Annotated in this window: 25 protein-coding genes and 1 pseudogene; 15 read left to right on the forward strand and 11 right to left on the reverse strand. The window is 73.6% G+C overall.

Annotation, left to right across the window (positions count from 1 at the left end):
* Positions 1 to 220: 220 nt before the first annotated feature.
* From CLT72_RS32845 to CLT72_RS16490, 4 genes and pseudogenes are all read right to left on the reverse strand, one after another.
* Positions 221 to 406, reverse strand: a pseudogene (locus tag CLT72_RS32845) (PadR family transcriptional regulator); the annotation flags it as partial.
* 97 nt (positions 407 to 503) lie between these two features.
* The gene (locus tag CLT72_RS16480; RefSeq protein WP_199184583.1) at positions 504 to 1010 is read right to left on the reverse strand and encodes a hypothetical protein; all 507 of its coding nucleotides are present in this window, start codon (positions 1008 to 1010) and stop codon (positions 504 to 506) included.
* A gap of 93 nt (positions 1011 to 1103) precedes the next feature.
* Positions 1104 to 1979 (reverse strand): lysophospholipid acyltransferase family protein, encoded by an 876-nt coding sequence (locus CLT72_RS16485; protein ID WP_101412604.1) that lies wholly within the window; start codon positions 1977 to 1979, stop codon positions 1104 to 1106.
* Entirely contained in the window at positions 1976 to 2749 is a 774-nt protein-coding gene (locus CLT72_RS16490; protein WP_101412605.1) for a GNAT family N-acetyltransferase, read from the reverse strand. Before CLT72_RS16490 ends, CLT72_RS16485 begins: the two co-directional genes overlap by 4 nt.
* Before the next feature lie 149 nt (positions 2750 to 2898).
* Between CLT72_RS16490 and CLT72_RS16495 the strand changes: the two genes are divergently transcribed.
* The 7 genes from CLT72_RS16495 to CLT72_RS16525 all read left to right on the forward strand — a co-directional run bounded on the left by CLT72_RS16495 (position 2899) and on the right by CLT72_RS16525 (position 13112).
* A complete protein-coding gene (locus tag CLT72_RS16495; RefSeq protein ID WP_101412606.1) occupies positions 2899 to 3558 on the forward strand; it encodes a hypothetical protein in 660 nt (219 codons plus the stop codon).
* Between the two features lie 131 nt (positions 3559 to 3689).
* Positions 3690 to 4625, forward strand: coding sequence for an ABC transporter ATP-binding protein (locus CLT72_RS16500; RefSeq protein WP_088998593.1), 936 nt, complete (start codon positions 3690 to 3692; stop codon positions 4623 to 4625).
* A complete protein-coding gene (locus CLT72_RS16505; RefSeq protein ID WP_101412607.1) occupies positions 4622 to 5434 on the forward strand; it encodes an ABC transporter permease in 813 nt (270 codons plus the stop codon). The genes CLT72_RS16500 and CLT72_RS16505 overlap by 4 nt, the downstream gene beginning before the upstream one ends.
* Positions 5435 to 5716: 282 nt before the next feature.
* Positions 5717 to 9463 carry a multifunctional oxoglutarate decarboxylase/oxoglutarate dehydrogenase thiamine pyrophosphate-binding subunit/dihydrolipoyllysine-residue succinyltransferase subunit gene (locus CLT72_RS16510; protein ID WP_101412608.1) on the forward strand — a complete coding sequence of 1249 codons (3747 nt, stop codon included), beginning with the start codon at positions 5717 to 5719 and terminating at the stop codon, positions 9461 to 9463.
* A gap of 142 nt (positions 9464 to 9605) precedes the next feature.
* A complete protein-coding gene (locus CLT72_RS16515) occupies positions 9606 to 9785 on the forward strand; it encodes a DUF6104 family protein (protein ID WP_088998590.1) in 180 nt (59 codons plus the stop codon).
* Between the two features lie 100 nt (positions 9786 to 9885).
* Positions 9886 to 11958, forward strand: a complete 2073-nt coding sequence (gene pta / locus CLT72_RS16520) for a phosphate acetyltransferase (protein WP_101412609.1) — start codon at positions 9886 to 9888, stop codon at positions 11956 to 11958.
* The gene (locus tag CLT72_RS16525; protein ID WP_101412610.1) at positions 11955 to 13112 is read left to right on the forward strand and encodes an acetate kinase; all 1158 of its coding nucleotides are present in this window, start codon (positions 11955 to 11957) and stop codon (positions 13110 to 13112) included. Before pta ends, CLT72_RS16525 begins: the two co-directional genes overlap by 4 nt.
* A gap of 37 nt (positions 13113 to 13149) precedes the next feature.
* On the opposite strand, the gene CLT72_RS16530 is transcribed toward CLT72_RS16525, so the two are convergent.
* Positions 13150 to 13668 carry a hypothetical protein gene (locus CLT72_RS16530; RefSeq protein ID WP_101412611.1) on the reverse strand — a complete coding sequence of 173 codons (519 nt, stop codon included), beginning with the start codon at positions 13666 to 13668 and terminating at the stop codon, positions 13150 to 13152.
* A gap of 148 nt (positions 13669 to 13816) precedes the next feature.
* Positions 13817 to 13987, reverse strand: coding sequence for a hypothetical protein (locus CLT72_RS31960; RefSeq protein ID WP_158242034.1), 171 nt, complete (start codon positions 13985 to 13987; stop codon positions 13817 to 13819).
* A 188-nt stretch (positions 13988 to 14175) separates the two neighbouring features.
* On the opposite strand from CLT72_RS31960, the gene CLT72_RS16535 reads away from it, so the two are divergent.
* From CLT72_RS16535 to CLT72_RS16545, 3 genes are all read left to right on the forward strand, one after another.
* A complete protein-coding gene (locus CLT72_RS16535) occupies positions 14176 to 15036 on the forward strand; it encodes an alpha/beta hydrolase family protein (RefSeq protein ID WP_284039312.1) in 861 nt (286 codons plus the stop codon).
* Between the two features lie 146 nt (positions 15037 to 15182).
* A complete protein-coding gene (locus tag CLT72_RS16540) occupies positions 15183 to 15716 on the forward strand; it encodes a nucleotidyltransferase domain-containing protein (RefSeq protein WP_101412612.1) in 534 nt (177 codons plus the stop codon).
* Positions 15717 to 15944: 228 nt separating this feature from the next.
* The gene (locus CLT72_RS16545) at positions 15945 to 16928 is read left to right on the forward strand and encodes an alpha/beta hydrolase family protein (RefSeq protein WP_101412613.1); all 984 of its coding nucleotides are present in this window, start codon (positions 15945 to 15947) and stop codon (positions 16926 to 16928) included.
* A 46-nt stretch (positions 16929 to 16974) separates the two neighbouring features.
* Here CLT72_RS16545 and CLT72_RS16550 read toward each other — a convergent pair whose 3' ends face one another.
* From CLT72_RS16550 to CLT72_RS16560, 3 genes are all read right to left on the reverse strand, one after another.
* Positions 16975 to 17937: a zinc-binding dehydrogenase gene (locus CLT72_RS16550; RefSeq protein WP_101412614.1), complete on the reverse strand. Its 963-nt coding sequence runs from the start codon at positions 17935 to 17937 to the stop codon at positions 16975 to 16977.
* Positions 17938 to 18028: 91 nt separating this feature from the next.
* Positions 18029 to 19204, reverse strand: coding sequence for an NAD(P)-dependent malic enzyme (locus tag CLT72_RS16555; RefSeq protein ID WP_101412615.1), 1176 nt, complete (start codon positions 19202 to 19204; stop codon positions 18029 to 18031).
* A gap of 140 nt (positions 19205 to 19344) precedes the next feature.
* On the reverse strand, positions 19345 to 19695 hold the full coding sequence (locus CLT72_RS16560; RefSeq protein ID WP_101412616.1) for a S24 family peptidase: 351 nt from the start codon (positions 19693 to 19695) through the stop codon (positions 19345 to 19347).
* Between the two features lie 86 nt (positions 19696 to 19781).
* On the opposite strand from CLT72_RS16560, the gene sodN reads away from it, so the two are divergent.
* From sodN to CLT72_RS16570, 3 genes are all read left to right on the forward strand, one after another.
* On the forward strand, positions 19782 to 20186 hold the full coding sequence (gene sodN, locus CLT72_RS16565) for a superoxide dismutase, Ni (RefSeq protein WP_088998581.1): 405 nt from the start codon (positions 19782 to 19784) through the stop codon (positions 20184 to 20186).
* The gene (locus tag CLT72_RS32850; protein WP_486484271.1) at positions 20183 to 20308 is read left to right on the forward strand and encodes a hypothetical protein; all 126 of its coding nucleotides are present in this window, start codon (positions 20183 to 20185) and stop codon (positions 20306 to 20308) included. Before sodN ends, CLT72_RS32850 begins: the two co-directional genes overlap by 4 nt.
* An 83-nt stretch (positions 20309 to 20391) precedes the next feature.
* Positions 20392 to 20799, forward strand: a complete 408-nt coding sequence (locus CLT72_RS16570) for an ATP-binding protein (protein WP_101412617.1) — start codon at positions 20392 to 20394, stop codon at positions 20797 to 20799.
* Between the two features lie 27 nt (positions 20800 to 20826).
* On the opposite strand, the gene CLT72_RS16575 is transcribed toward CLT72_RS16570, so the two are convergent.
* Positions 20827 to 21261, reverse strand: a complete 435-nt coding sequence (locus tag CLT72_RS16575; RefSeq protein WP_284039288.1) for a hypothetical protein — start codon at positions 21259 to 21261, stop codon at positions 20827 to 20829.
* Between CLT72_RS16575 and CLT72_RS16580 the strand changes: the two genes are divergently transcribed.
* Together CLT72_RS16580 and CLT72_RS16585 are read left to right on the forward strand one after the other, a co-directional pair.
* Positions 21260 to 22210, forward strand: a complete 951-nt coding sequence (locus tag CLT72_RS16580) for a diacylglycerol/lipid kinase family protein (RefSeq protein WP_101415216.1) — start codon at positions 21260 to 21262, stop codon at positions 22208 to 22210. The genes CLT72_RS16575 and CLT72_RS16580 overlap by 2 nt on opposite strands.
* Positions 22211 to 22659: 449 nt before the next feature.
* Positions 22660 to 22917, forward strand: a complete 258-nt coding sequence (locus tag CLT72_RS16585) for a WhiB family transcriptional regulator (protein WP_007072794.1) — start codon at positions 22660 to 22662, stop codon at positions 22915 to 22917.
* A 96-nt stretch (positions 22918 to 23013) separates the two neighbouring features.
* Here the strand turns inward: CLT72_RS16585 and CLT72_RS16590 are convergent, their stop codons facing one another.
* Complete coding sequence (locus CLT72_RS16590; protein ID WP_101412618.1) at positions 23014 to 23793, reverse strand: sirohydrochlorin chelatase; 780 nt, start codon at positions 23791 to 23793, stop codon at positions 23014 to 23016.
* Between the last annotated feature and the right edge of the window lie 27 nt (positions 23794 to 23820).

Raw genomic sequence — 23820 nt, forward strand, 5'->3', positions numbered from 1 at the left:
CCCAGAGCGTACGGCGGGGCCGCCGGGCCTCGCGCAGCTCCCGCTTCAGGTCGCGCACGGAGCCGCGTACCTCGTTGCGGAGCTCCCCGGCCAGCGCGGACAGCTCCTCCACCGAGGCGGCGACGTCCGACTCCAGGGCGGTCAGCTCGCCGGCCCGCTGCCGCAGCTCGGCCCGGCCCGCCTCGGTGATCTCGTAGACCTTGCGGCCTCCGACGGCGGTGCGGGTGACCAGCCCGCCGGCCTCCAGCCGCTGCAACCGGGGGTAGATCGTGCCGGCGCTGGGCGCGTAGAGGCCGAGGAAGCGGTCCTCCAGCAGGCGGATCAGCTCGTAGCCGTGCCTGGGGCCGTCGTCGAGGAGCTTGAGCAGGTAGAGCCGGAGCCGCCCGTGGCTGAACACGGCGGTCACGGCAGCTCCTCCTCGTCCACGGGCGAGACATTAACGCGATACATCGCGACACCACAACCGCCGTGGCGGCGCTCCGGTCGGGACGCGGTACCAGGGCTCAGCAGGCGGCGCGCAGGTCCCGGGCGAGATGCGCACGCCGGAACCCCACCGTGGCCAGGCGCCGCAGGTCGGCGCGGTTGTCGTGCATGAGCTGGACGTGGAAGTAGTTGACGTACTCGAGGACGGCGAAGATGCCGAAGGCCAGCCCCGGGTACGACTGCGCGCCGGGCGTCCGCACGGCGGCCACGGCGCAGGCGGCGAGCACGGCCGCCAGGAGGACCGGCAGGGCGGCCCGCGCGGTGGCGAAGAGGCGCAGGCCGGGCAGGCGCGACCGCCCGGGGCGCAGTTGCCGGAGCTTGAGTGCCCAGTACGCAGCGCCCACCACGAGCAGGGCCGCGACGGACCCGAAGCCGGCGATGTTGGCTGCCGTCAGCGGCACGTCCACCACCCGGAACCACAGCCACGCCTGGAGGGGGACGTTCAGCAGCTCCCACCCGGCCAGTGAGCGGAGCCGACGCCGGGCCGCCTCGCGCGTCGGGCCGGCCGGCGGATGGGTCCTGGGCACGTCCCTCACGATGACACAGCGCCGGCCGCGCACCCGACGGGCACCGGGGCCGGGAAGGGCGCACACCCCACACCGGCGCACCGGGGAAGAGGATCAGGCGGCCAGGTCGAGCCCCCGCCTGCGGGTGGCGGGCGGGGTGACGGCCGCGAGGTGCACGACGGACTCGGCCGCCCGGGCGAGCAGCCGCCGGTCCGCGCCCGGGTCGGGGTGCAGGGCGGCGGAGACCGTCACCCGCACCTCCAGGTCCCGGGCGGCGAGCACCCGGCGTACCGAGCGGAGCAGGTCGTCGTCGCCGACGAAGGCGGCGGCCGTGGTCGGCGCGCCGGTCGCGGCGCACCGGTAGCCGATCCGCAGCGGCACCACCGGCGTCCCGGCGTCGATGGCCGCCTGGAACAGCGCCGGACGGAACCCGCGCCCGGGCCGGCAACCGGCCGCGTCGGCGGCGCCGCACCACGTCGTACCCTCCGGGAAGACCGCGACCGGGCGACCGGCGCGCAGGTCGGCAGTGACCCGGGCCACCGTCGCGGGCAGGTCGCGAGGGCGGGAACGGTCCACCAGGACGGTGCCGGCCGCCGCGGCGAGCAGCCCCACCAGCGGCCAGGACCGGACCTCCCGCTTGGCCACCATCCGGGCCGGCGCGACGGCCAGCAACGCCAGCACGTCCAGCCACGAGGCGTGGTTGGCGACCAGCAGCGCCCGCCGCCGGGGCGGCCGGCCGCGCGCCACCAGGCGTACGCCGAACGCCCGCAGCGTCCACCGGGCCCAGCCGCGCACGGCCGCCGCCCGGGCGGCGGCCGGCAGCACCGGCAGCAGCACCGCCAGCCCCGCTCCCGCCGCCAGCATGCCGAGCACCGCGAGCAGCCGGGCGAGCCGGCGGGGCGGCGACACGGCCGGTACCTCGCCGGCGGCCGGCAGGCACGCCGGCCCGCAACCCGACGCGGGCAGCCAGAGGCGTCCGACCGCGCTCACCGCTCCGCCCCGCCGAGGAAGTGCCGCAGGTAGCGGGGGTTCATCCGGTCCAGGGAGAACAGCACGTAGAAGTCGGCCACCCCGAAGTCCGGGTCGTACGCCGGCTCGCCGCCGACCCAGGCGCCGAGGCGCAGGTAGCCGCGCAGCAGCGGCGGCACGGCCCGCGCCGCCGAGCCGTCTGCGGCCGGGCCCCTCGCCGCGCCCGGCTCGGCGAACCAGGGGCGCCTCGGGCGTACGCGCAGTCGCGGCGGGGCCAGGTGCCGCGCGGAGACCTCGTCCCACACCCGCGCGACGGTCCCGCCCCCGTCGGCCACCGGCACCGACGCGCAGCCGCCGAGCCAGCGGGACCCGCGCAGGTGCAGGTAGCGGACGATGCCGGCCCACATCAGGTTGATCACCGCACCGGAGCGGTGGTCGGGGTGCACGCAGGAGCGGCCCGCCTCGACCAGGTCGCCGCGGAGCGGGTCGAGCGCCCTGAGGTCGAACTCGGTCTCCGCGTACCGCCGGTCGGTGCGCCCCGGCGGGAGCAGCCGGTACGTGCCGACCACCTCGCCGGTGCTCTCCCGCCGGACGATCAGGTGGTCGCAGTACGTGTCGAAGTCGTCGACGTCGAGCCCGGCGGCGCCCGGGCGCAGGATCGCGCCGAGTTCGGTGGCGAACACCTCGTGACGCAGGCGTTGCGCGGCCGCGACCTCGCTCGGGTCGTCGGCGATCAGCAGGGTGTATCCGCTGGTCGTCAGGGGTGCGCCAGCGGCGTGCAGAACGGCCATGGGACCTGTGTAGGCGGCCCGGGTTGCCGGCCGGCGGGGTGAGCGGTGTCGATGAGGTGAACGGCCCGTGCCGGAGTCGGACGGACGGCGTGCGAGGCTGCCGGGGGCGTACCGGCGACGGGGCCGGGCGTCGCCGCCGGAGGTGTCTGATGATCATCGAGTCGCGTTTCAACGGGCCGCCCGGCTCGGGCAACGGCGGCTGGAGCGCCGGGGTCTTCGCCGAGGCCGCCGGCCCGGGGCCGGTCGAGGTCACGCTGCGTCGCCCGCCCCCGCTGGAGACCCCGCTCACTCTCGCCGACGGCGAGGTCCACGACCCGCGGGGCCTCCTCATCGCCCAGGTCCGCCCCACGGAGGACCCCCGGGCGGTGGTGGCGCCGGTGGAGCTGCCGGCCGCGCGGGCCGCCTCGGCGGCGTACCCCGGACTGGTGGAGCACCCCTTCCCGGGCTGCTACGTCTGCGGTCCCGACCGCCCCGACGGGCTGCGGATCTTTCCGGGGCGGCTGCCGGACGGCCGCACCGCCGCGCCGTTCCGGGTGCCCGCCGCGGTCACGACGCCCACCGTCTGGGCAGCGCTGGACTGCCCCGGCGGCTGGGCGGTGATCGCCCCCGGCCGGCCGTACGTCCTCGGCCGGATCGCGGCGGTGGTCGCGACGCTGCCGGAGCCGGGCGACGAGTGCGTGGTGACCGGCGTCATGGTCGGCGGCGAGGGCCGCAAGGCGCTCGTGCACACCAGCCTGTACGCCCCCGACGGCGCCCTCCTGGCCTGGGCCCGGGCAACCTGGATCGCCGTGGCGGACGACGCCGGATAATCGTCCCTGGGGATGAGGGCCTCCTGCCTGAGGCGGAGGTCGATCTAGGAAGCGCGCCTGATTGACCTGGTTGCGCCCGCCCGCCACGCTGTGTCACGGCGTACCCCGACGCCACCGCACGAAGGAGAGCAATGACTGACGGGCAGAGAAGCCCCACCGGTGACGGTCAGATCGTGGTGTCCGGCCTGACGAAGCAGTACAAGAACGTACGGGCCGTCAACGACCTGTCGTTCACCGTCGAACCGGGGCGGGTGACCGGCTTCCTCGGCCCCAACGGCGCCGGCAAGACCACCACGCTGCGGATGCTGCTGAACCTGGTCACGCCGACCAGCGGGACGGCCACCATCGGCGGGCGTCGGTACGCCGACCTGACCGACCCGCTGCGGCACGTCGGTGCCGTGCTGGAGGCGTCCAGCGCGCACAAGGGCCGCACCGGCATCAACCACCTGCGGGTGATCGCGGCGGCGGCCGGGCTGCCGAAGCAGCGGGCCGACGAGGTGCTGGCGCAGGTCGGGCTCACCCCGGCGGCGAAGCGCAAGTTCAAGGGCTACTCGCTCGGCATGAAGCAGCGGCTCGGCATCGCCGCCGCCATGCTGGGCGACCCCCGCGTGCTGGTCCTCGACGAGCCCGCCAACGGGCTCGACCCGGAGGGCATCCGGTGGATGCGCGGGTTCCTCAAGAACCTCGCGCACGAGGGCCGTACGGTGCTGGTCTCCAGCCACCTGCTGTCGGAGATGCAGCTGCTCGCCGACGACGTGGTGATCATCGCGGCCGGGCAGCTCGTCCGGCAGGGCACGGTCGAGCAGGTGATCGGCTCGATGGCGCAGGGCATCCGGGTGCGGGTGCGCACCCCGCAGGCCGACGCGCTGATCGCCGCCCTCAAGGAGGGGCCGGCCACCGTCGACCGCGACGAGCACGGCGTCCTGCTGGTGGGCGGGGTGGACGCCCCGACCGTGGGCCGGGTCGCCCTGACGGCGGGCGTCGAACTGCACGAACTGACCACGGAACGGCCCGACCTGGAACGGGTCTTCCTGGAGCTGACGGCCGGAAAGGCGGGCATCCGATGAACCTCGTCCGGTCCGAGCTTCTCAAGATCCGTACCACCAGCACGTGGTGGTGGCTGGCCATCGCCGCGTTCCTGTCGATCGCGCTGGCCTTCGCCTTCAACGCCTGGGTCGCCAACGAGACGTTGAACGGCAACGCCGAGGAGCTGGGCGTCACGGGCGACGCGGCCTCCGCGCCGGCGCAGGCCGCGAACCTCTACACCTCCGGGCAGTACCTGGGCCTGATGTTCGTGATGCTGATCGGCATCCTGATGGTCACCAACGAGTTCTTCCACCAGACGGCGACCACCACGTTCCTGGCCACGCCGCGGCGCACGTCGGTGATCCTCAGCAAGCTGGTCGCAGCCAGCCTGCTGGGCATCGGCTTCTGGCTGGTGACCACGCTGATCGACCTGGCCGCCGGGGCGGTGTTCCTGTCGGCCAACGGCCACGGCACCATGCTCGGCGAGTGGGCCGTGCAGCGGGCGCTGCTGCTCAACCTGCTGGCGTACGCGATCTGGACGGTCCTGGGCATCGGCATCGGCACGCTGATCACCAACCAGCTCGGCGCGGTGATCACCGCCGCGGTGCTCTACCTCGTCGGCACGCAGGTGGTGGGGCTGCTGTTCATGCTGCTGTCGAACCTGCTGAACAGCGAGGCCGTCGTCAAGTGGCAGGTGATCTGGCCCGCCATCGCCTCGACCGTGATGGTCAGCGAGGGCCAGACGGACTTCACCCCCGCGTGGTGGGTCGGCGCGCTCGTGCTGATCGGTTACGCGGTGGTGAGCGGGGTCGCCGGTGTCCTGATCACCCGGCGGCGCGACATCTCCTGACGGGTCCGCCGTGACGCCGGGGCGGGGGTGGTGCCGGGCACCACCCCCGCCCCGGTCGCACCGGGCTCCGCCCACATGTCGGGCCTTATCAGGAGCCGACGGAACACGCAGCGTTTGGTGAACTTCTGGCATCTTCTGTGAAACCGGCCACGCGTCGGAGGCGGAAATGCCTGTGGCATCCGTACGGCGTAGCCTGGGAGCCGTCTCGTGCGCGCTCGAAGGCAGGGCGACACCGGACACCGCGTGCCACACAAACCCGCGTGAAAGAGGCGATTACCGGCCGTGTCGACCCAGCAGACTTCGCAGGAGAACCCACTGGCGGGTTTCGGTCCGAACGAGTGGATCGTCGAGGAGATGTACCAGCGCTACCTCGCCGACCCCACCAGCGTCGATTCGGCCTGGCACGACTTCTTCGCGGACTACCGCCCGGCGCCAGGCGCCGGGAAGCCGCGCGGAGCTGAGCAGGCCCCGAAGCCGGCCGCCGCACCGGAGCCCGCCGGCCAGCAGGAGGCGGCCACCACGGTCGCCCAGCCGGCCGAGAAGAAGCCGGAGCCGAAGCCGGAACCCAGGGCCGAGCCCAAGGCGGAGAAGCCCGCCGCCAAGGCCGCCCCGGCCAAGCCGGCGGCCACGAAGGCGGCCCCCGCCAAGCCGGCGGCGGCCAAGCCGACCGCCACCGGCCCGCAGACCACCCCGCTGCGCGGCGTGGCGGCGAAGATCGTCCAGAACATGGACGCCTCGCTGGCCGTGCCGACCGCCACCAGCGTGCGCGCCGTCCCGGCAAAGCTGCTGGTCGACAACCGCATCGTGATCAACAACCACCTCACCCGTGGGCGCGGTGGCAAGGTCAGCTTCACCCACCTCATCGGCTACGCGATGGTCCGCGCCCTGGTCGCCCATCCGGAGATGAACAACTCCTTCGCCGAGGTCGACGGCAAGCCGGTCATGGTCCGGCCGGAGCACGTCAACCTGGGCATCGCGATCGACCTGGTGAAGCCGGACGGCAGCCGCAACCTGGTGGTCCCCTCCATCAAGGCCTGCGAGCAGATGGACTTCCGGCAGTTCTGGCAGGCGTACGAGGACGTGGTCCGGCGCGCCCGCCGCAACGAGCTGACCATGGAGGACCACTCCGGCACCACGATCTCGCTGACCAACCCAGGCGGCATCGGCACCGTGCACTCGATGCCGCGGCTCATGCCGGGGCAGAGCGCCATCATCGGCGTCGGCGCGATGGAGTACCCGGCCCCCTACCAGGGCATGTCCGAGGCCACCCTGGCCGAGCTGGCCGTCAGCAAGGTCATCACCCTGACCAGCACGTACGACCACCGGATCATCCAGGGCGCGCAGTCCGGCGAGTTCCTGAAGGTGATGCACGAGCTGCTGCTCGGCGAGCACAACTTCTACGACCAGATCTTCACCTCGCTGCGCATCCCCTACGAGCCGGTGCGCTGGATGCGCGACGTCGCGGTCAACAACGAGGGCCAGATCAACAAGACCGCCCGGGTGCACGAGCTGATCCACGCGTACCGCGTGCGCGGCCACCTGATGGCCGACACCGACCCGCTCGAGTTCAAGATCCGCAAGCACCCCGACCTGGACGTGCTCCAGCACGGGCTGACGCTCTGGGACCTCGACCGCGAGTTCCCCGTCAACGGCTTCGCCGGCAAGCAGCGGATGAAGCTGCGCGACATCCTCGGCGTGCTGCGCGACTCGTACTGCCGCCGGGTCGGCATCGAGTACATGCACATCCAGGACCCGGAGGAGCGGCGCTGGATCCAGGAGCGGATCGAGCGCAAGTACGAGAAGCCGTCGGCCGACGAGCAGAAGCACGTGCTCAACCGGCTCAACGCCGCCGAGGCGTTCGAGACCTTCCTCCAGACCAAGTACGTCGGGCAGAAGCGCTTCTCGCTGGAGGGCGGCGAGTCGCTGATTCCGCTGCTCGGCGAGGTGCTGGAGGCCTCCGCCGAGGGCGGGCTGGACGAGGTCGTCATCGGCATGGCCCACCGGGGCCGGCTCAACGTGCTGGCCAACATCGTCGGCAAGCCGTACGAGAAGATCTTCTCGGAGTTCGAGGGGCACCTGGACCCGCGCTCCACGCAGGGCTCCGGCGACGTGAAGTACCACCTGGGCCAGAACGGCAAGTTCACCACGCCCGACGGCGACCACGCGGTCAAGGTCTCGGTGGTGGCGAACCCGTCGCACCTGGAGGCCGTCGACCCGGTGCTGGAGGGCATCGTCCGGGCCAAGCAGGACCGGATAGACCTCAAGCTGGAGGGCTACACCGTGCTGCCGCTGGCGGTGCACGGTGACGCCGCCTTCGCCGGTCAGGGCGTGGTCGCCGAGACCCTCAACCTCTCGCAGCTGCGCGGCTACCGCACCGGTGGCACGGTCCACGTGGTGGTCAACAACCAGGTCGGCTTCACCACCGCCCCGGAGTACAGCCGCTCCAGCCTCTACAGCACCGACGTCGCCCGGATGATCCAGGCGCCGATCTTCCACGTCAACGGCGACGACCCCGAGGCCGTGGTCCGGGTCGCGCGGCTGGCCTTCGAGTACCGGCAGGAGTTCAACAAGGACGTCGTCATCGACATGGTCTGCTACCGCCGGCGCGGGCACAACGAGGGCGACGACCCGTCGATGTCCAACCCGCAGATGTACAAGATCATCGACTCGAAGCGCTCCGTCCGCAAGCTCTACACGGAGGAGCTGATCGGGCGCGGCGACATCACCGTGGAGGACGCGGAGGAGCTGCTGCGCGACTACCAGTCGCAGTTGGAGCGGGTCTTCAAGGCCACCCGGGACGCGGCCACCACGCCGCGGCAGCTCAGCCGCCCCAAGCGGGAGGACGAGCCGGAGCCGCAGGTGGAGACCGCCACCGACGCCGCCGTCGTCAAGGCCGTCGGCGAGGCGCACGTCAACCTGCCGGAGGGCTTCACCCCGCACAAGCGGATCCAGCAGCTGCTCGACCGGCGGGCCAAGATGTCCGTCGAGGGCAACATCGACTGGGGCTTCGGCGAGATCATCGCCTTCGGCGCGCTGCTGCACGACGGGGTCACCGTCCGGCTCGCCGGGCAGGACTCCCGCCGGGGCACCTTCGTGCAGCGGCACGCCTCCGTGGTCGACGCGCAGACCGGCAACGACTACCTGCCGTTGCAGTCGCTGACCGGCGACGGCGAGCGGTCCCGGTTCTTCGTGCACGACTCCCTGCTCAGCGAGTACGCGGCGATGGGCTTCGAGTACGGCTACTCGGTGGAGAACATCAACGCGCTGGTGTGCTGGGAGGCGCAGTTCGGCGACTTCGTCAACGGCGCCCAGTCGGTCATCGACGAGTTCATCTCCTCCGGCGAGGTGAAGTGGGGCCAGCGCTCCGCCGTCACCCTGCTGCTGCCGCACGGCCACGAGGGCCAGGGCCCGGACCACACCTCCGGCCGCCCAGAGCGGTTCCTCCAGATGTGCGCCGAGGACAACATGCGGGTGTCGATCCCGACCACCCCGGCGAACTACTTCCACCTGCTGCGCCGCCAGGCGCTGTCGCCGAAGCGCAAGCCGCTGGTGGTGTTCACGCCGAAGTCGCTGCTGCGGCACAAGCTCTGCGTCTCCCCGGTGGAGGACTTCACCACCGGCACCTTCCAGCCGGTGCTGCCCGACTCGGGCGCCCCGGCGCCGGAGCAGGTGAAGCGGGTGCTGCTCTGCTCGGGCAAGGTCTACTACGACCTGTTCCAGGCCCGTAACGAGCGGGGCGTCACCGACACCGCGATCATCCGGATCGAGCAGCTCTACCCGATGCCGGTCGAGGAGATCCGGGCCGCCCTGGCGGCGTACCCGCACGCCGAGGACTTCGCCTGGGTGCAGGAGGAGCCGGCCAACCAGGGCGCCTGGTCGTTCGTCGCGCTCAACCTGCTGGAGCACCTGGCGGACGTACGGCTGCGCCGGATCTCCCGCCCGGCGGCGGCCGCCCCGGCCGTGGGCTCCGCGAAGATGCACGAGGTCGAGCAGACCGCGCTGATCGAGGCGGCCCTGCCCCGCCCGTGACCTGACGCACCGCCGAGCGCACCGGGGCAGAGCCCGTCGACCCTGACGGCTCTGCCCCGGTCGCCGTCCCGCCTCCGCCGCCGGCAGGCCCCCGGCGGCACCACGGCCCGCACAGCACAGCGACGAAGAGGGAACCGACAGCATGTACTTCACCGACCGCGGTATCGAGGAACTGGTCGAACGCCGGGGCGAAGAGCAGGTCAGCATGGAGTGGCTCGGCGAGCGCCTGCGCGACTTCGTCGACCTGAACCCGGAGTTCGAGACCCCGATCGAGCGCTTCGCCACCTGGCTGGCCCGCCTCGACGACCCCGACGACGAGTAGCCCCTGCCTGGACTGCGCCGGGCTCCGCGACAACTTCATGATCGACGAAAGGGGGCGAAGGACCCGAGCCGGGAATCCGAAGATCTTCTAGGGTGGGTGGGTGGCGCGGAGTGTGTACCTGACCAGCGTGGGATCCGGCGGCGGGAAGTCGACCGTCGCCCTCGGGCTCGCGGAACTGTTGTCCCGGCAGGTCGAGCGGATCGGCGCGTTCCGACCGCTGGTACGCGGGCAGGGCCCCGATCCGATCCTCGCCCTGCTCAGTGACCGCTACCGGATCGAGCTGCCGCTGGCCGAGCTGAGCGGCACCAGCTACGCCGAGGCGACGGCACTCGTCGCCGACGGGCGGCGCGAGGAGCTCATCAGCGGCATCGTCGAGCGCTACCGGGAGGTCGAACGGCGCTGCCCCGCCGTGGTCGTGGTGGGCAGCGACTTCGCCGACGGCGGCGACGGCGCCGGCCCCCGCGAGCTGGCCTTCAACGCCCGGCTGGCCACCGAGTTCGGCAGCGTGGTGGTGCCCGTCATCGACGGCTTCGAGCAGGAGCCGGCGGCGATCGCGGCCGCCGCACGCGGGGCGTACCACGATCTGGAGGACCTCGGGGCGACGGTGCTGGCGGTGATCGCCAACCGGGTCCCCGGGCCGATGACGCTGCCCGAGCTGCCCGTCCCCACGTACGCCATCCCGGAGGTGCCGACCGTGTCGGCGCCGACGGTGGCCGAGGTGGCGGCGGCGCTCGGCGCCACCCTGCTCGCCGGCGACGACGACGCGCTCAGCCGCGACGTGCTCGACTACGTGGTCGGGGCGGCGCACGTGCCGACCCTGCTGGACCACCTGACCGAGGGCGCCCTGGTCATCACCCCCGGCGACCGGGCCGACCTGCTGGTGGCGGCGAGCGCCGCGCACGTGGCCGGGCAGGTCTCGGTCTCCGGACTGGTGCTGACCCTCGGCGAGCGGCCGGACCCGCGCGCGATGCGGCTGGTCGAGGGGCTCAACACGGGGCTCGCGGTGCTCTCCGTGCCCAGCGACAGCTACGACACGGTCGCCGCGTCCAGCCGGATCGAGGGGCGGCCCAGCGCCGCCAACCCGCGCAAGGTGGAGGCCGCGCTCGGCGCGTTCGAGCGCTGCGTGGACACCGACGACCTGGCCCGCCGGCTGCGGGTCAGCCGCTCCGAGCGGGTCACCCCGCTGATGTTCGAGTACGACCTGATCGACCGCGCCCGGACCCGGCGCCGGCACCTCGTGCTGCCCGAGGGGTCGGAGGAGCGGATCCTGCGGGCGACGGAGATCCTGCTGCGCCGGGGCGTCGCCGACATCACCCTGCTCGGCCGCCCCGACGACATCGCCCGGCGCACCCGCGAGCTGGGCATCGACATCACCGGCGCGCAGGTGGTCGACCCCGTCGCCAGCGAGTGGCGCGACGAGTTCGCCGCCACGTACGCCAAGCTGCGCGCGCACCGGGGCATGACCCTCGACCTGGCCCACGACGTCGTCGCCCAGCCCAACTACTTCGGCACGCTGATGGTGCAGACGGGGCACGCCGACGGCATGGTCTCCGGCGCGACCCACACCACCGCCGCCACCATCCGCCCCGCGTTCGAGATCATCCGCAACGTGCCGGGCGTCTCGGTGGCCTCCAGCGTCTTCTTCATGCTGCTCGCCGACCGGGTGCTGGTCTACGGCGACTGCGCGGTCAACCCCGACCCGGACGCCGCCCAGCTCGCCGACATCGCCATCTCCTCGGCGGACACCGCCGCCCGGTTCGGCATCGAACCACGGGTCGCGATGCTGTCCTACTCCACCGGCAGCTCCGGAGCGGGCGCCGACGTCGAGAAGGTCGCGGCGGCCACCAAGCTCGTCCGGGAACGCCGGCCCGACCTGCTCGTCGAGGGGCCCATCCAGTACGACGCCGCCATCGACCCGGCGGTCGCGGCGACGAAGCTGCCGGGCAGCGAGGTCGCCGGCCGGGCCACGGTCTTCATCTTCCCGGACCTGAACACGGGCAACAACACGTACAAGGCGGTGCAGCGCTCCGCCGGGGCGGTGGCCGTCGGGCCGGTCATGCAGGGCCTGCGGCGGCCGGTGAACGACCTGTCCAGGGGCGCCACCGTGCCGGACATCGTGAACACCGTGGCGATCACCGCCATCCAGGCCGCAGCCACCGAGGAGTCGTCATGAACGCGCCCGTCGACGGTGCCCCCGCGCCGCAGGAGACCGGCCGGGTCCTCGTGCTCAACTGCGGGTCGTCGTCGGTGAAGTACCGGCTCTTCGACGACGACCGGGTGATCGACAAGGGGACCGTGGAGCGGGTCGGCGAGGCCGGTGGCGGCCCGGCCGACCACGAGACGGCCGTCCGGGCCATCCTCGACGGGCTGGACCTGAGCGGGCTCGCCGCCGTCGGTCACCGGGTGGTGCACGGCGGGAAGCGGTTCGGCGAGCCGGTGCTCGTCGACGACGCGGTGCTGACCGCGATCCGCGACCTGATCCCGCTCGCACCGCTGCACAACCCCGCCAACCTGACCGGCATCGAGGTCACCCGGGCGGCGCTGCCGCAGGTGCCGCAGGTCGCCGTCTTCGACACCGCGTTCCACCACACCCTGCCCGAGGCCGCCGCGACCTACGCGATCGAGCGGGCCACCGCCGAGCGGTACGGCATCCGGCGCTACGGCTTCCACGGCACCTCGCACGCGTACGTGTCGCGACGCACCGCCGAACTGCTCGGCCGCCCGTACGCGGAGGTGAACACGATCACCCTGCACCTCGGCAACGGCGCGAGCGCCTGCGCGGTGGCCGGGGGCCGGAGCGTGGCCACCTCGATGGGCATGTCCCCCCTGGAGGGCCTGGTCATGGGCACCCGCAGCGGCGACCTCGACCCGACCGTGATCTTCCACCTGCGCCGGGAGGGCGGGCTCTCCGTCGACGAGATCGACGACCTGCTCAACCACCGCAGCGGCCTGCTCGGGCTGACCGGCGCCAACGACATGCGCGAGGTGCTCGCGCGCCGGGCGGAGGGCGACCCGGCGGCGACGCTCGCCTTCGACGTCTACTGCCGGCGGATCACCGGCTACGTGGGCGCGTACTACGCCCTGCTCGGCCGGGTGGACGCGGTCACCTTCACCGCCGGCGTCGGCGAGCACGCCGCGCCGGTACGCGCCGCCGCCCTGGCCGGCCTGGAGCGGCTCGGCATCGCGGTGGACCCGGAACGCAACGCCGGCAGCGGCGACCGGGTCGTCTCGCCGGAGGGCGCCGAGGTGACCGTCTGCGTCGTCGGCACCGACGAGGAGCGCGAGATCGCCCTCCAGACCCGCGCGGTGGTCGCCGCAGCCGACTGACCTCGCTCAGCGTCGGCCCCGGCAGGACGCCGTACGCTCAGCGTCGGCCCCGGGCGCGACGCCGGGCGGATCGGGTGCGCCGGACCCGGTCGCGTCCCGGCCCTCGGCGCGGTGGTGCGGGGGTGGGCCGGTCGAACATCCCGGTCGGGACGAGGGCCGCGAAGACGAACGCCCCGCCCGCCGTGGCGACCAGCAGCCCGAATGGGATGCCACCCCAGGAGTTGAGGAAGAAGACCGAGTCGTCGGTGACGCCGTTGGCGGCGACGAACTCACCGGGGCGCTCCGGGTCGACCCAGAGCGTCATCACCTCGGGCGGATCGCGCAGGCAGCCACTGGCCGGGCCGCAGAGGATGCGCTCGTTGTGCCGGACGCCCTCGTAGTCGTACCAGACCTGGACGGTGTCGGTGCCGCCGCCGCGTCCGACGGTGTCGCGCCGGTCGGTCACGGTCGCCCGTACCGGGACGCCGTCCGCCCGTAGCCGCTCCGCCTTGGCGTGCAGGTGCCACTTGTACGCACCGGTGGCCACCGCGTTCGTCAGCCCCGCGAGCAGCAACACCAGGCCGAGGGCGGCGCTGCCCCGACGGATGCCGCGAAGACCGGAGCGGAGCCTCCGCCACCGCCCCGGGGGCGCGCGCCGGACGCCGCGTGCCGGACGGCGTGACGGGAGTGCCCGGCCCCGGGTCACCTGCTGGTTCCAACGCCGGTCAGCTCAGGGCGAGCCAGGCGAGCAGGGCGACCAGCACGACCGCGACCGCCGCCGCGCCGACGAGCAGCGGCGTCCGGGAGGCGCCCGCCGGAGCCTCGGGCTCGGCGGTGTGGGCGTAGGCGCGGAACGCCTCGGTGTTGCCGCTCGGGTCGGTGCGGTTCTCAGACATGGCGGTGACCCTAGCCAAGCCGGTTCCCCGCCGCCGTCCCCGGCACGCGTACCGGGGTCAGGTCGAGCCGGCCGGTGGAGACGATCCGCCCGGGTGGCGGGGGCGTCCGGTCCGGACGGCGGGACCGCCGCGGGCCGCCGGGCACCTACCGTGAAGCCGTGGGGATCAAGCGGCTGGTCGCCGTACTGATGACGACGCTGCTGGCCGGGTGCTCCCCGGCGGCCACCGCCGCGCCCGGCGCACCGCCGCCGCCGCGCCCGGCGCCCGTGGCGGCCTACGCCGTCGGCGTACGCACCTTCACCGTCGATCCGGCCTCGGCGCGTCCCCTGCCGGTGACCCTCTGGTACCCGGCAGATCGCGGCGCGGTGGCCGCCGGCCGCTTCCCCGTGGTGGTCTACAGCCACGGGCTGCACAGCCTGCCCGAACTGCACGCCGGGCTGACCACGCGCTGGGCCGCCGCCGGGTTCGTGGTGGCCGCCCCGGCCTACCCGCACACCCGGCGCGGCGCGGTCCGGTTCAGCCGCGCCGACGTACGCCACCAGCCGGCCGACGGTTGGCGGCTGATCCGGCACCTGGTGCGGCTCGACGCCCGGGCCGGGGACCCGCTCGCCGGGCACCTCGACGTCGCCCGGATCGCCGCCGCCGGCCACTCGGCGGGCGGCTTCACCACCGCCGGCATGTTCACCTCCGGGCGCTCGGGGCGGCTGCGCGCCGGCATCGTGATCGCCGGCGGCGGCATGGCCGGCAGCTTCGCCGGGCCGGCGGCCCCGCTGCTCTTCGTGCACGGCACGGCGGACCGGATCGTGCCGGTGACGGTCGGCCGCGCCGCGTACCACCGCACCATCGGCCCGTCCACCTTCCTGAGCCTGCTCGGGCAGGGCCACGGCGAGTACCTGAGCCCGGGCCTGCCGGGCTTCGACCAGGTTCTCGCCACCACCACCGACTTCCTCCGCTGGACGCTCTACGGTGACGAGGCAGCCGGCCGCCGCCTGCCCGCCGACGCCCGCTCCCCCGGCGTGACGGCGTACGAGACCCGCCTCGCCCGCTGATCCCTCCCGTGCCGGCGCGGGAGCCGGACATGCCCCCTGCCGCCAGCGCCCGCTCCCGCCCGCGCCCCGCTCCCGCCACCGGTCACCGCCGGGCCGAGCAGACAAAGGCGCGTGCGCGGGAGGGACCATCCGGCTACGGTGCCGCTGTGGACGATCTCGCGAGGCGGCAACTGGACGGCATCGCGGAACTGGCCGGGCTCGCGGCGGCGGCCGGCATCGAGGTGTGGCTACGCGGCGGCTGGGCCATGGACTTCCACCTGGGCGAGGTCACCAGAGCGCACGTCGACGTCGACTGGTACTGCTGGCGCGCGGACGCCGACCGGCTGGCCGACCTGCTGCGCGGACGCGGCTGGCGGCCCGACCCCCGGATGCCCGTCGACCTGCAACTCGACCTCGTCCGAGCAGACGTCGAGATGAGCGTCGCGTACCTGGCGCGTGACGCGACGGGGCAGGTGGTGGTGGGTGCCGGGCCCTGGGCGGGCACGGCGCTGCCGGACGGCATGCTGACCGGCCCGCCCGGTCGCATCGGCCCGCTGGCCGTACCGATGATCTCGGTGGCCGCGCAGATCGAGTTCAAGGAGATGTTTCCCGTCTGGATGCCGGACCGGCCCCGGCGAGACAAGGACGCCGCCGACCTGACCCGCCTGCGCGCCCGCGTCGCCCCCGAGCCGCGCCCATGATCGGTTGACGCTCCGCCGGGCTCCCGACCGCGTCCCGCCCGGGCCAGCAGCAACGGATCCTGAGGCACAGCCCGACGCCGCCGAAGCGCAGGCCGGCTGCCGCCCGAGGCGCAGACCGACGTGCACGGCACCGGAACGGCGAGGCAGGAAGGGGGCGGACGGGCACCCGGGGAGCGCCTGCGTCGATCCCCGGTGGGCCGGGGCGAGCCGCGAGGCACAATCGTCTCCATGCCGCGTCGTGTCACCCCCGCCCTGCTCGCCTCCGCGCTGTTCACCGCCGGTCTGGTCGGCTGCTCCGACGACGCCGGGCCGGCTCCGCGGGAGGCGGCTCCGCAGGTGACCGCCCCGGCGCCGCCCTCGCAGGCGGTCACCCCCGCCCCGCGGGTGCCCGCCGGCACCGCGCCCGGCAGGGCCTTCGCCGTCGGCGTACGTCAGTTGAAGCTGAACCGCGACGGGAAGCGGCCGCTGCCGGTGACCGTCTGGTATCCGGCGGCCGGGAAGCCCGGCGGGCAGCCGGCGGGGTCGGCGGACGCCGCCACGGGGAAGTTCCCCGTGGTGATGTTCAGCCACGGGTTGGGCGCCCGGCCGGCCGACTACAGGGCGCTGCTGACCCGGTGGGCGGCGGCCGGGTTCGTGGTGGCCGCGCCGACGTTCCCGCACACCGCCTCCGGCAGCGACGGCAACGTGCTCGACGTGCTCAACCAGCCGGCCGACGTGTCGTACGTGCTGACCCAGGTGCTCGCCCTCGACGGCAGGTCCGGCGACCCGCTGCGCGGCCGGCTCGCCACGGACCGGGTGGCGGCGGCTGGGCACTCCGCCGGCGGGGTGACCACGATCGGCCTCTTCACGACCGGCCGGGACGAGCGGCTGGACGCCGGGGTGGTCTTCGCCGGCACGGCGCTCGGCGTGGGTACCGCCTTCGCGGGCGCCGCCGCCCCGCAGCTCTTCGTGCACGGTGAGGCCGACGAGGTGGTCGAGTACGCCGCCGGCAAGGCCGTCTACGACAAGGTGCCCTGGCCGAAGGCGATGCTGAGCCTGCCGAAGGGCGACCACGGCCGGGCGCTGCTCAGCGACGGGGCCGCGCTGCGGGTGGTCGCCGACACCACGGTCGAGTTCCTGCGCTGGTCGCTCTACGGCGACCAGGCCGCCAAGGGCCGCATCCCGACCGACGCCGCCCGCGACGACGTCGCCACCCTCGACAACCGCCTCTGAGTCAACCGGTGGCCTCCCCGCTCGGGGGCGGCCACCGGTGCGTGCCTCAGGCGGTGTGGTCGACGACGACCTTGCCGAAGACGTCGCCGGAGTGCAGGCGGGCGAAGGCGTCGGCGACCTCGCTGAACGGGACCACGGTGTCCACCACCGGGCGTACGCCGCGCTCGGCGCAGAACGCGAGCAGGGCGGCCAGCTCGTCCGGGGTGCCCATCGAGGTGCCCAGGATCTCCAGCTGCATGGCGAAGACGCGGCGCAGGTTGACCTTGGGCTCGTGCCCGCTGGTGGCGCCGGAGACCACGATCCGGGCCATCGGCGCGGCGGACTTCAGGGAGTGGTCGAAGGTCGCCGCCCCGACCGTCTCGATGACGACGTCGACCCGCTCCGGCAGCCGGGCGCCGGGCTCGACGGCGGTGGCGCCCAGCTCGGCGATCCGTTCCCGCTTGGCGGCGTCGCGGCTGGTCGCGTACACCCGCTTGCCCATCGCGACGGCCAGCGCGACGGCCGCGGTGGCCACGCCCCCGCCGGCGCCCTGCACGAGCACGGCGTCGGCCTCGTCGACCCGGCCCCTGGTGGTCAGCATCCGCCACGCGGTCAGCCAGGCCGTCGGCAGGCAGGCCGCGTCCGCCGCCGCCAGGCCCGCCGGCAGGGCCAGCAGGTTCGACCGGGGTACGGCGACCCGCTCGGCCAGCGTGCCGGGGAAGTGCTCGGAGAGGATGGAGACGCCGCGCGGGTCCCCCGGGGTCGGGATCACCGGGTAGACGACGACCTCGTTGCCGTCCGGGTCCACCCCGACGGCGTCGCAGCCGAGGATCATCGGCAACTGCTCCGCGCGCAGCCCGACCCCCCGCAGGGACCAGAGGTCGTGGTGGTTGAGGGAGCTGGCCCGCACCTGCACGGTCACCCAGTCGTCGGCCGGGTGGGTCGGCTCGGGCTGCTCGCCGACGGTGAGCGCGGCGAGCGGGTTGGCGTCGTCGAAGCGGGAGGCGAAGGCGGCACGCATGATCGGCACGGTAACAAGCCGAGCCCCCGACAAGAAGGGCACCGACGCGCGGAGGGGCCCTTTCCCGCCGTCGGGCGACGGGAAAGGGCCCCTCACACCGTCAGCGGGTGACGCCGTCGCGGCGGGCGGCCTCGGCCACCGCCTCGGCCACCGCGGGGGCGACCCGGGGGTCGAGCGGGGACGGCACGATCGCCTCGGCGGTGAGCGACTCGGCCACCACGCCGGCGATGGCGTCGGCGGCGGCGACCTTCATGCCCTCGGTGATCCGGGTGGCGCGGGCGTCCAGCGCGCCCCGGAACACGCCCGGGAAGGCCAGCACGTTGTTGATCTGGTTGGGGTAGTCGCTGCGGCCGGTGGCGACGACCGCGACGTGCCGGGCGGCCACCTCGGGGTGCACCTCGGGCGTCGGGTTGGCCAGCGCGAAGACGATGCCCCCGGGGGCCATGCCGGCGATCGCCGCCTCCGGGATCTGCCCGCCCGAGACGCCGATCAGCACGTCGGCGCCGCGCAGCGCCTCGGTGACGTCGCCCTCGCGGCGGCCGGCGTTCGTGCTCGCGGCCAACTCGGCCTTGCTGCCGGTCAGCTCGGACCGGTGCCGGCCGATGATGCCCTTGGAGTCGCAGACCACCACCTGGTCGGGGTTCACGCCGCCGGCGACGAGCATCTTCGTCACCGCGACCCCGGCCGCGCCGGCGCCGCTGACCGTCACCCGCAGGTCGCCGAGCTTGCGGTCGAGCAGCGCCGCGGCGTTGCGCAGGGCGGCGAGCACGACGATCGCGGTGCCGTGCTGGTCGTCGTGGAAGACCGGGATGTCCAGCGCCTCGTCGAGGCGGCGCTCCACCTCGAAGCAGCGCGGGGCGCTGATGTCCTCCAGGTTGATCCCGCCGAACGACGGGGCCAGCGCGCGCACCACGGCCACGATCTCGTCCACGTCCTGGGTGTCCAGGCAGACCGGTACCGCGTCGACCCCGGCGAACTGCTTGAACAGCACCGCCTTGCCCTCCATCACCGGCAGCGACGCGCGCGGGCCGATGTTGCCCAGCCCGAGTACGGCCGAGCCGTCGGTGACGACCGCGACGGTGTGCGACGCCCACGTGTAGTCGTCGGCGAGCGTCGGGTCGGCGGCGATCGCCTCGCAGACCCGGGCCACACCCGGGGTGTACGCGAGGGAGAGGTCCTCCCGGCTGGTCAGCGGGACGGTCGAGGCGACGGCCATCTTGCCGCCCCGGTGCAGCCGGAAGACGGGATCAGCGGGGTCCACGGGGGACGATGACATGGTGACTCCATGATCTGTCGAGCAGACGGAGCGGCCGGCGCGGACGCGAGGTGAGGCGCCGAGCGGCGGCACGCGGTGCGGGGGTCACCCGGGCACGCCCCGAGCATAGTGTCGCGACCGTCACACCGATGTGAGCGGGGTCATATCCGACGGGGGCGCACCCGGGCGGGGCGGGGCCAGTAGCGGGCCACCACGCGACCCCGCACGTCGGCCACCCCGTACGCCCGGGAATCGTCGGCGATCAGGTCGTTGTCGCCGCGCAACCACCAGCCGCCGTCCTGGGCGCGTACCGCGCGCTTGACCACGAGCAGGTCGGGGCGGCTGCGGAAGACGGCGACCACGACGTCGCCGGGGCGCACCGCCCGGTCACCCGGGCGCACCAGCACCGCGTCGCCGTGCCGCAGCGTGGGCGACATGGAGGGGCCGGTCACCAGGACGGCGGTCAGCGGCCACCGCAACCGGGGGCCCACCGCCGGGTAATCGGTCCCCATCGGTTTCCCCTCCACCCGGCCTCCCCGGAGCGCGTCCAGGAGTAATGTCGTCTTGGATCATCGCAAACTTCCCATGGAGGATCCTGATGCGACTTCCGCGCATCCTTACGCCCCGCGTGACCGCCAGCGCCCACTGCGACCTGCCCTGCGGCGTCTACGATCCGGCCCAGGCCCGGATCGAGGCCGAGTCGGTGAAGGCGATCTGCGAGAAGTACCAGGCCAACACCGACCCCGAGTTCCGCACCCGCGCCATCCTGATCAAGGAGCAGCGCGCCGACCTGGTGAAGCACCACCTGTGGGTGCTCTGGACCGACTACTTCAAGCCGGCCCACTTCGAGAAGTACCCGCACCTGCACCAGCTGTTCAACGAGGCCACCAAGCTGGCCGGCGCCGCCGGCGCGAAGGGCGGCACCGACCCGTCCAAGGCCGACGAGCTGCTCCAGAAGATCGACGAGATCTCCAAGATCTTCTGGGAGACCAAGCAGGCGTGACCCTCACCGGTCCGCCGACGATCCGGCCGGCACGCCCCGAGGGCGTGCCGGCCGTCGTCGTCGTGGCGCCCGGATCGGCCGGCCACGAACCGACCCCCACCGGCTCGGTGGCGACGCGCTGACGGGTCCCGCCGCGCGGGAACGTGGCGGTCCCCACACGTGCGGGCGACCGAGCGGGTAGAGTCCCCGACCGGGGGGATGAGTGGTGACTCAACTGACCGGGCAGCCGACGACCGACGACGACGTCGTGCACCTCACCGTGCCCGCGGACGGGGGCTACCTCGGGGTGCTACGTACCGCCACCGCGGGGCTCGCGGCGCGGCTCCAGTTCGCCCTCGACGAGATCGAGGACCTGCGGATCGCCGTCGACGAGGCGTGCGCGATGCTGCTCGCCATCGCCACCCGCGACGCGGAGCTCGACTGCCGCTTCGCGGTCACCGACGACGCGCTCACCGTGGAGGTGACCGTGCCGACCGTGCGTGGCGCCACGCTCCCCGCCGAGTCGTCGTTCGCCTGGAAGGTGCTCACCGCGCTGACCACGTCCGCGGCCGCGACGGCCGCCGACGGCAAGGCCACCATCTCGCTGCTCACCCGACGCGCCTCCGGCTACTGACACCTCGGCCCGGCGCCACGCCGGGCGTCACCCGAAGCCGAGGGCCCGGGTGGTGGGGGTGCTGACCAGCAGTGCGGTCACGCCGAGGCCGAGCGCGATCAGCGGTACGCCGAGCCACCCCATGCCGCCCTGGATCATGAACCACCCGATCGGCAGCAGCATCAACTGGAGCACGATCGCCGGGGCCCGGGCTCCCGCCCGCCGTCGGGTCAGCGCGCCGCCCAGCGCCCAGAGGGCCGCCGCCGCGCCGATGGCGAACGCGGTCACCAGCAACGCCGACGTGAGGTCGGTGGTGGTGGCGGTGAGGTCGGCCCAGAGCAGCCACGCGGCGACCAGTCCCACGGCGACCGCCTCGGCCCGCAGCAACCGGACCGCCCAGCGGAGGGTGACGGGGAACGGGTCGGAGTCGATGGTCACGCGCGCCACGATACCCGTGGTGGCGCGCGGTACAGTGCCGCCCATGCGGGCCGTCCTGGTGGTCAATCCGAAGGCCACCACCACCAGCGAGCGCAGCCGGGACGTCCTGGTCCGGGCACTGCGCAGCGAAGTCGACCTCTCCGTGCGCTACACCCGACGGCGGGGCCACGCGACCGACCTGGCGCGCGAGGCGGCCGAGGAGGGCGTCGACGTCGTCGTCACGCTCGGTGGCGACGGGACGGTCAACGAGGTCGTCAACGGGTTGATGGCGGCGCAGCCGCCGACCCTGCCGAACGGGGCCACGCCGGCCGAGCGGCTGCCCGCCCTGGCGACCGTGCCGGGGGGCTCCACGAACGTCTTCGCGCGGGCGCTGGGCCTGCCCCGGGACTGGCCGGACGGGACCAGCATGATCCTGGAGGGCCTGCGGCTGGGCCGGTACCGGACGATCGGGCTCGGCCGGGCCGACGACCGCTACTTCACCTTCTGCGCGGGCTTCGGCGTCGACGCGGCCGTCATCCACCGCGTGGAGCAGGCCCGCCGGCGGGGCCGGGTCTCGACGCCCGCCCTCTACTTCCGGTCCACCGTGGCCCAGTACTTCCTCAACTCCGACCGCCGTCATCCGGCGATCAGTCTGGAGCGCCCGGGCGAGCCGGCGGAGGGCGAGCTGGCGACGGCCATCATCCAGAACACCGCCCCGTGGACCTATCTGGGGGACCGCGAGGTGAACCCGAACCCGGAGGCGTCGTTCGATCTGGGCCTGGACGTGCTGGCACTACGTCAGCTGCGGGTGGCCAGCACGACACGGACGGTGACGCAGTTCTTCTCCCGGACGCCGGATCCGCACGGCCGCCAGGTGCTGCGGCTGCACGATGTTGCCGAGTTCACCCTGGTCTCGGCCCGTCCGCAGGCGTTCCAGCTCGACGGCGACTACCTTGGCGAGCGGGAGAAAGTCAGATTCACATCCATTCCCGCCGCACTGAGAGTAATCTGCTAGGTCTCGGGTACTGCCCTTGGTCGACGCGGTCGCGCCACCGGTCGATGCGACGGCCGCCACACCGAGGGGCAGGTGCCGGAAATGTCAGCAATGTCACGCGGACTGTACTATATTGATCCTCGACAGTGGTACGCCGGGTAACCAGGAAGGCGCTGGAATCCGGACAAAGGGGTTGTGGGCTTGCTCACCGCCCGGAGTTTTTCCGAGCGTCACCCTTGACATCCCCGATGTTCGTGAAAGTATTCACAAGCGAACTTGAGTTACCGGGACATTGCCTGGATACGCTCGTCAGGTTGAGCTGTTCCAGCAGGTCCGCGGGGCCGACACAGCCTGCTCACGCATTGCCGAATAGGCAGACGCGAACCGTCACCATCGGCGCTGCGGATGCATATAGGAAAAGCAACAGAAGCAATATCTGCCACCCACCCAGAATGAGGAGTGTTGCCGCCATGGACTGGCGTCACCATGCTGTCTGCCGCGACGAGGACCCGGAGCTGTTCTTCCCGATCGGGACGTCCGGACCGGCTCTCCTGCAGGTCGAGCAGGCCAAGGCCGTCTGCCGGCGCTGCTCCGTGACCGACCAGTGCCTGCAGTGGGCGCTGGAGTCCGGTCAGGACGCCGGCGTCTGGGGCGGGATGAGCGAGGAGGAGCGGCGGGCTGTCAAGCGCCGCGGTGGCCTCCGGGTGCTGCGCGCTCACTCCGCCTGATCCCCACGCACCAGCGATACGCCCCGGCCGGGTACGCCCGCCGGGGCGTATCGCTGTCCGCATGTCCTGCCGGTACCCGCCGGGGCCAGTCGACGATCATGAACGGGGCGTGACTCCCGCCACCCGGCCGAGGGCGTCCACCCGCCGCAGGACCAGGTCGGCCAGTTCCGGCGCGTCGGTCAGCGGGGCGGACACGGCCACCGCCCCCGCGCCCCGCGCCGACACGGCGACGGCGTCGTGGAACAGGCCCGGAGCCAGGAAGTACGCCGACACGGCCACCCGCCGGGCACCCCGGTCCCGCAGCCGGGCCACCGCCTCGGCGACCTCCGGCGGGGCCGCCGAGGCGTACGACACACGGGTCGGCACCCCGAGTCCGGCGGCGAGGGCGGCGGCCACCCGACCCACCGACCCGCGCGCCCGGGCGTCCCTGGTGCCGGCTGCCGCCAGTACCAGCGCGTCGAACCGCCCCGGCTCCGCCTCGGCCAGCCGTCGGCGCAGCCCCGCCAGCAGACCGGCGTCCACCTCCCCGTCGGCGGGACCGAGCACGTCGGTCACCCGTACCGCGATCGGTGGTCCCGCCTCCCGGGCGGCCGCCACGGCTGCCGGGACGTCCACCCGCCGGTGGTACGCCGCGGTGAGCAGCAGCGGCACCAGCACGGCCCGGGGGTGCCCGGCGGCGGCCAGGTCCCGCAGCACCGTCGCTGGCCCTGGCTCGGTGTGGTCCAGCCAACTCGCCAGCACCGGCGCGCCCGGGCGGACGGCCGACACGGCCCGAGCCAGCGCCCGGGTCGCCTCGGCAGCCCTCGGGTCCCGGCTGCCGTGGGCGACCAGCACCACCGGGTCGGCCGCTCCCGACGGCCCGGCCCCCCACGGCACGCACGGCGCGGGCGCTCCCGGCGGCAC

This window comes from Micromonospora sp. CNZ309 (assembly GCF_002846525.1).

Excerpts from the sequence above, each read along its gene's own strand:
- CLT72_RS16535 (WP_284039312.1), top strand. The coding sequence starts at position 14,176 with ATGACGACGCTGCTGGCCGGGTGCTCCCCGGCGGCCACCGCCGCGCCC.
- CLT72_RS16575 (WP_284039288.1), bottom strand. The coding sequence starts at position 21,261 with ATGGGCGGCACTGTACCGCGCGCCACCACGGGTATCGTGGCGCGCGTG.
- CLT72_RS16560 (WP_101412616.1), bottom strand. The coding sequence starts at position 19,695 with ATGGGGACCGATTACCCGGCGGTGGGCCCCCGGTTGCGGTGGCCGCTG.
- CLT72_RS16505 (WP_101412607.1), top strand. The coding sequence starts at position 4,622 with ATGAACCTCGTCCGGTCCGAGCTTCTCAAGATCCGTACCACCAGCACG.
- CLT72_RS31960 (WP_158242034.1), bottom strand. The coding sequence starts at position 13,987 with ATGTCTGAGAACCGCACCGACCCGAGCGGCAACACCGAGGCGTTCCGC.
- CLT72_RS16545 (WP_101412613.1), top strand. The coding sequence starts at position 15,945 with ATGCCGCGTCGTGTCACCCCCGCCCTGCTCGCCTCCGCGCTGTTCACC.
- CLT72_RS16515 (WP_088998590.1), top strand. The coding sequence starts at position 9,606 with ATGTACTTCACCGACCGCGGTATCGAGGAACTGGTCGAACGCCGGGGC.
- CLT72_RS16495 (WP_101412606.1), top strand. The coding sequence starts at position 2,899 with ATGATCATCGAGTCGCGTTTCAACGGGCCGCCCGGCTCGGGCAACGGC.
- CLT72_RS16525 (WP_101412610.1), top strand. The coding sequence starts at position 11,955 with ATGAACGCGCCCGTCGACGGTGCCCCCGCGCCGCAGGAGACCGGCCGG.
- CLT72_RS16490 (WP_101412605.1), bottom strand. The coding sequence starts at position 2,749 with ATGGCCGTTCTGCACGCCGCTGGCGCACCCCTGACGACCAGCGGATAC.
- CLT72_RS16585 (WP_007072794.1), top strand. The coding sequence starts at position 22,660 with ATGGACTGGCGTCACCATGCTGTCTGCCGCGACGAGGACCCGGAGCTG.
- CLT72_RS16580 (WP_101415216.1), top strand. The coding sequence starts at position 21,260 with ATGCGGGCCGTCCTGGTGGTCAATCCGAAGGCCACCACCACCAGCGAG.
- CLT72_RS16500 (WP_088998593.1), top strand. The coding sequence starts at position 3,690 with ATGACTGACGGGCAGAGAAGCCCCACCGGTGACGGTCAGATCGTGGTG.
- CLT72_RS16555 (WP_101412615.1), bottom strand. The coding sequence starts at position 19,204 with ATGTCATCGTCCCCCGTGGACCCCGCTGATCCCGTCTTCCGGCTGCAC.
- sodN (WP_088998581.1), top strand. The coding sequence starts at position 19,782 with ATGCGACTTCCGCGCATCCTTACGCCCCGCGTGACCGCCAGCGCCCAC.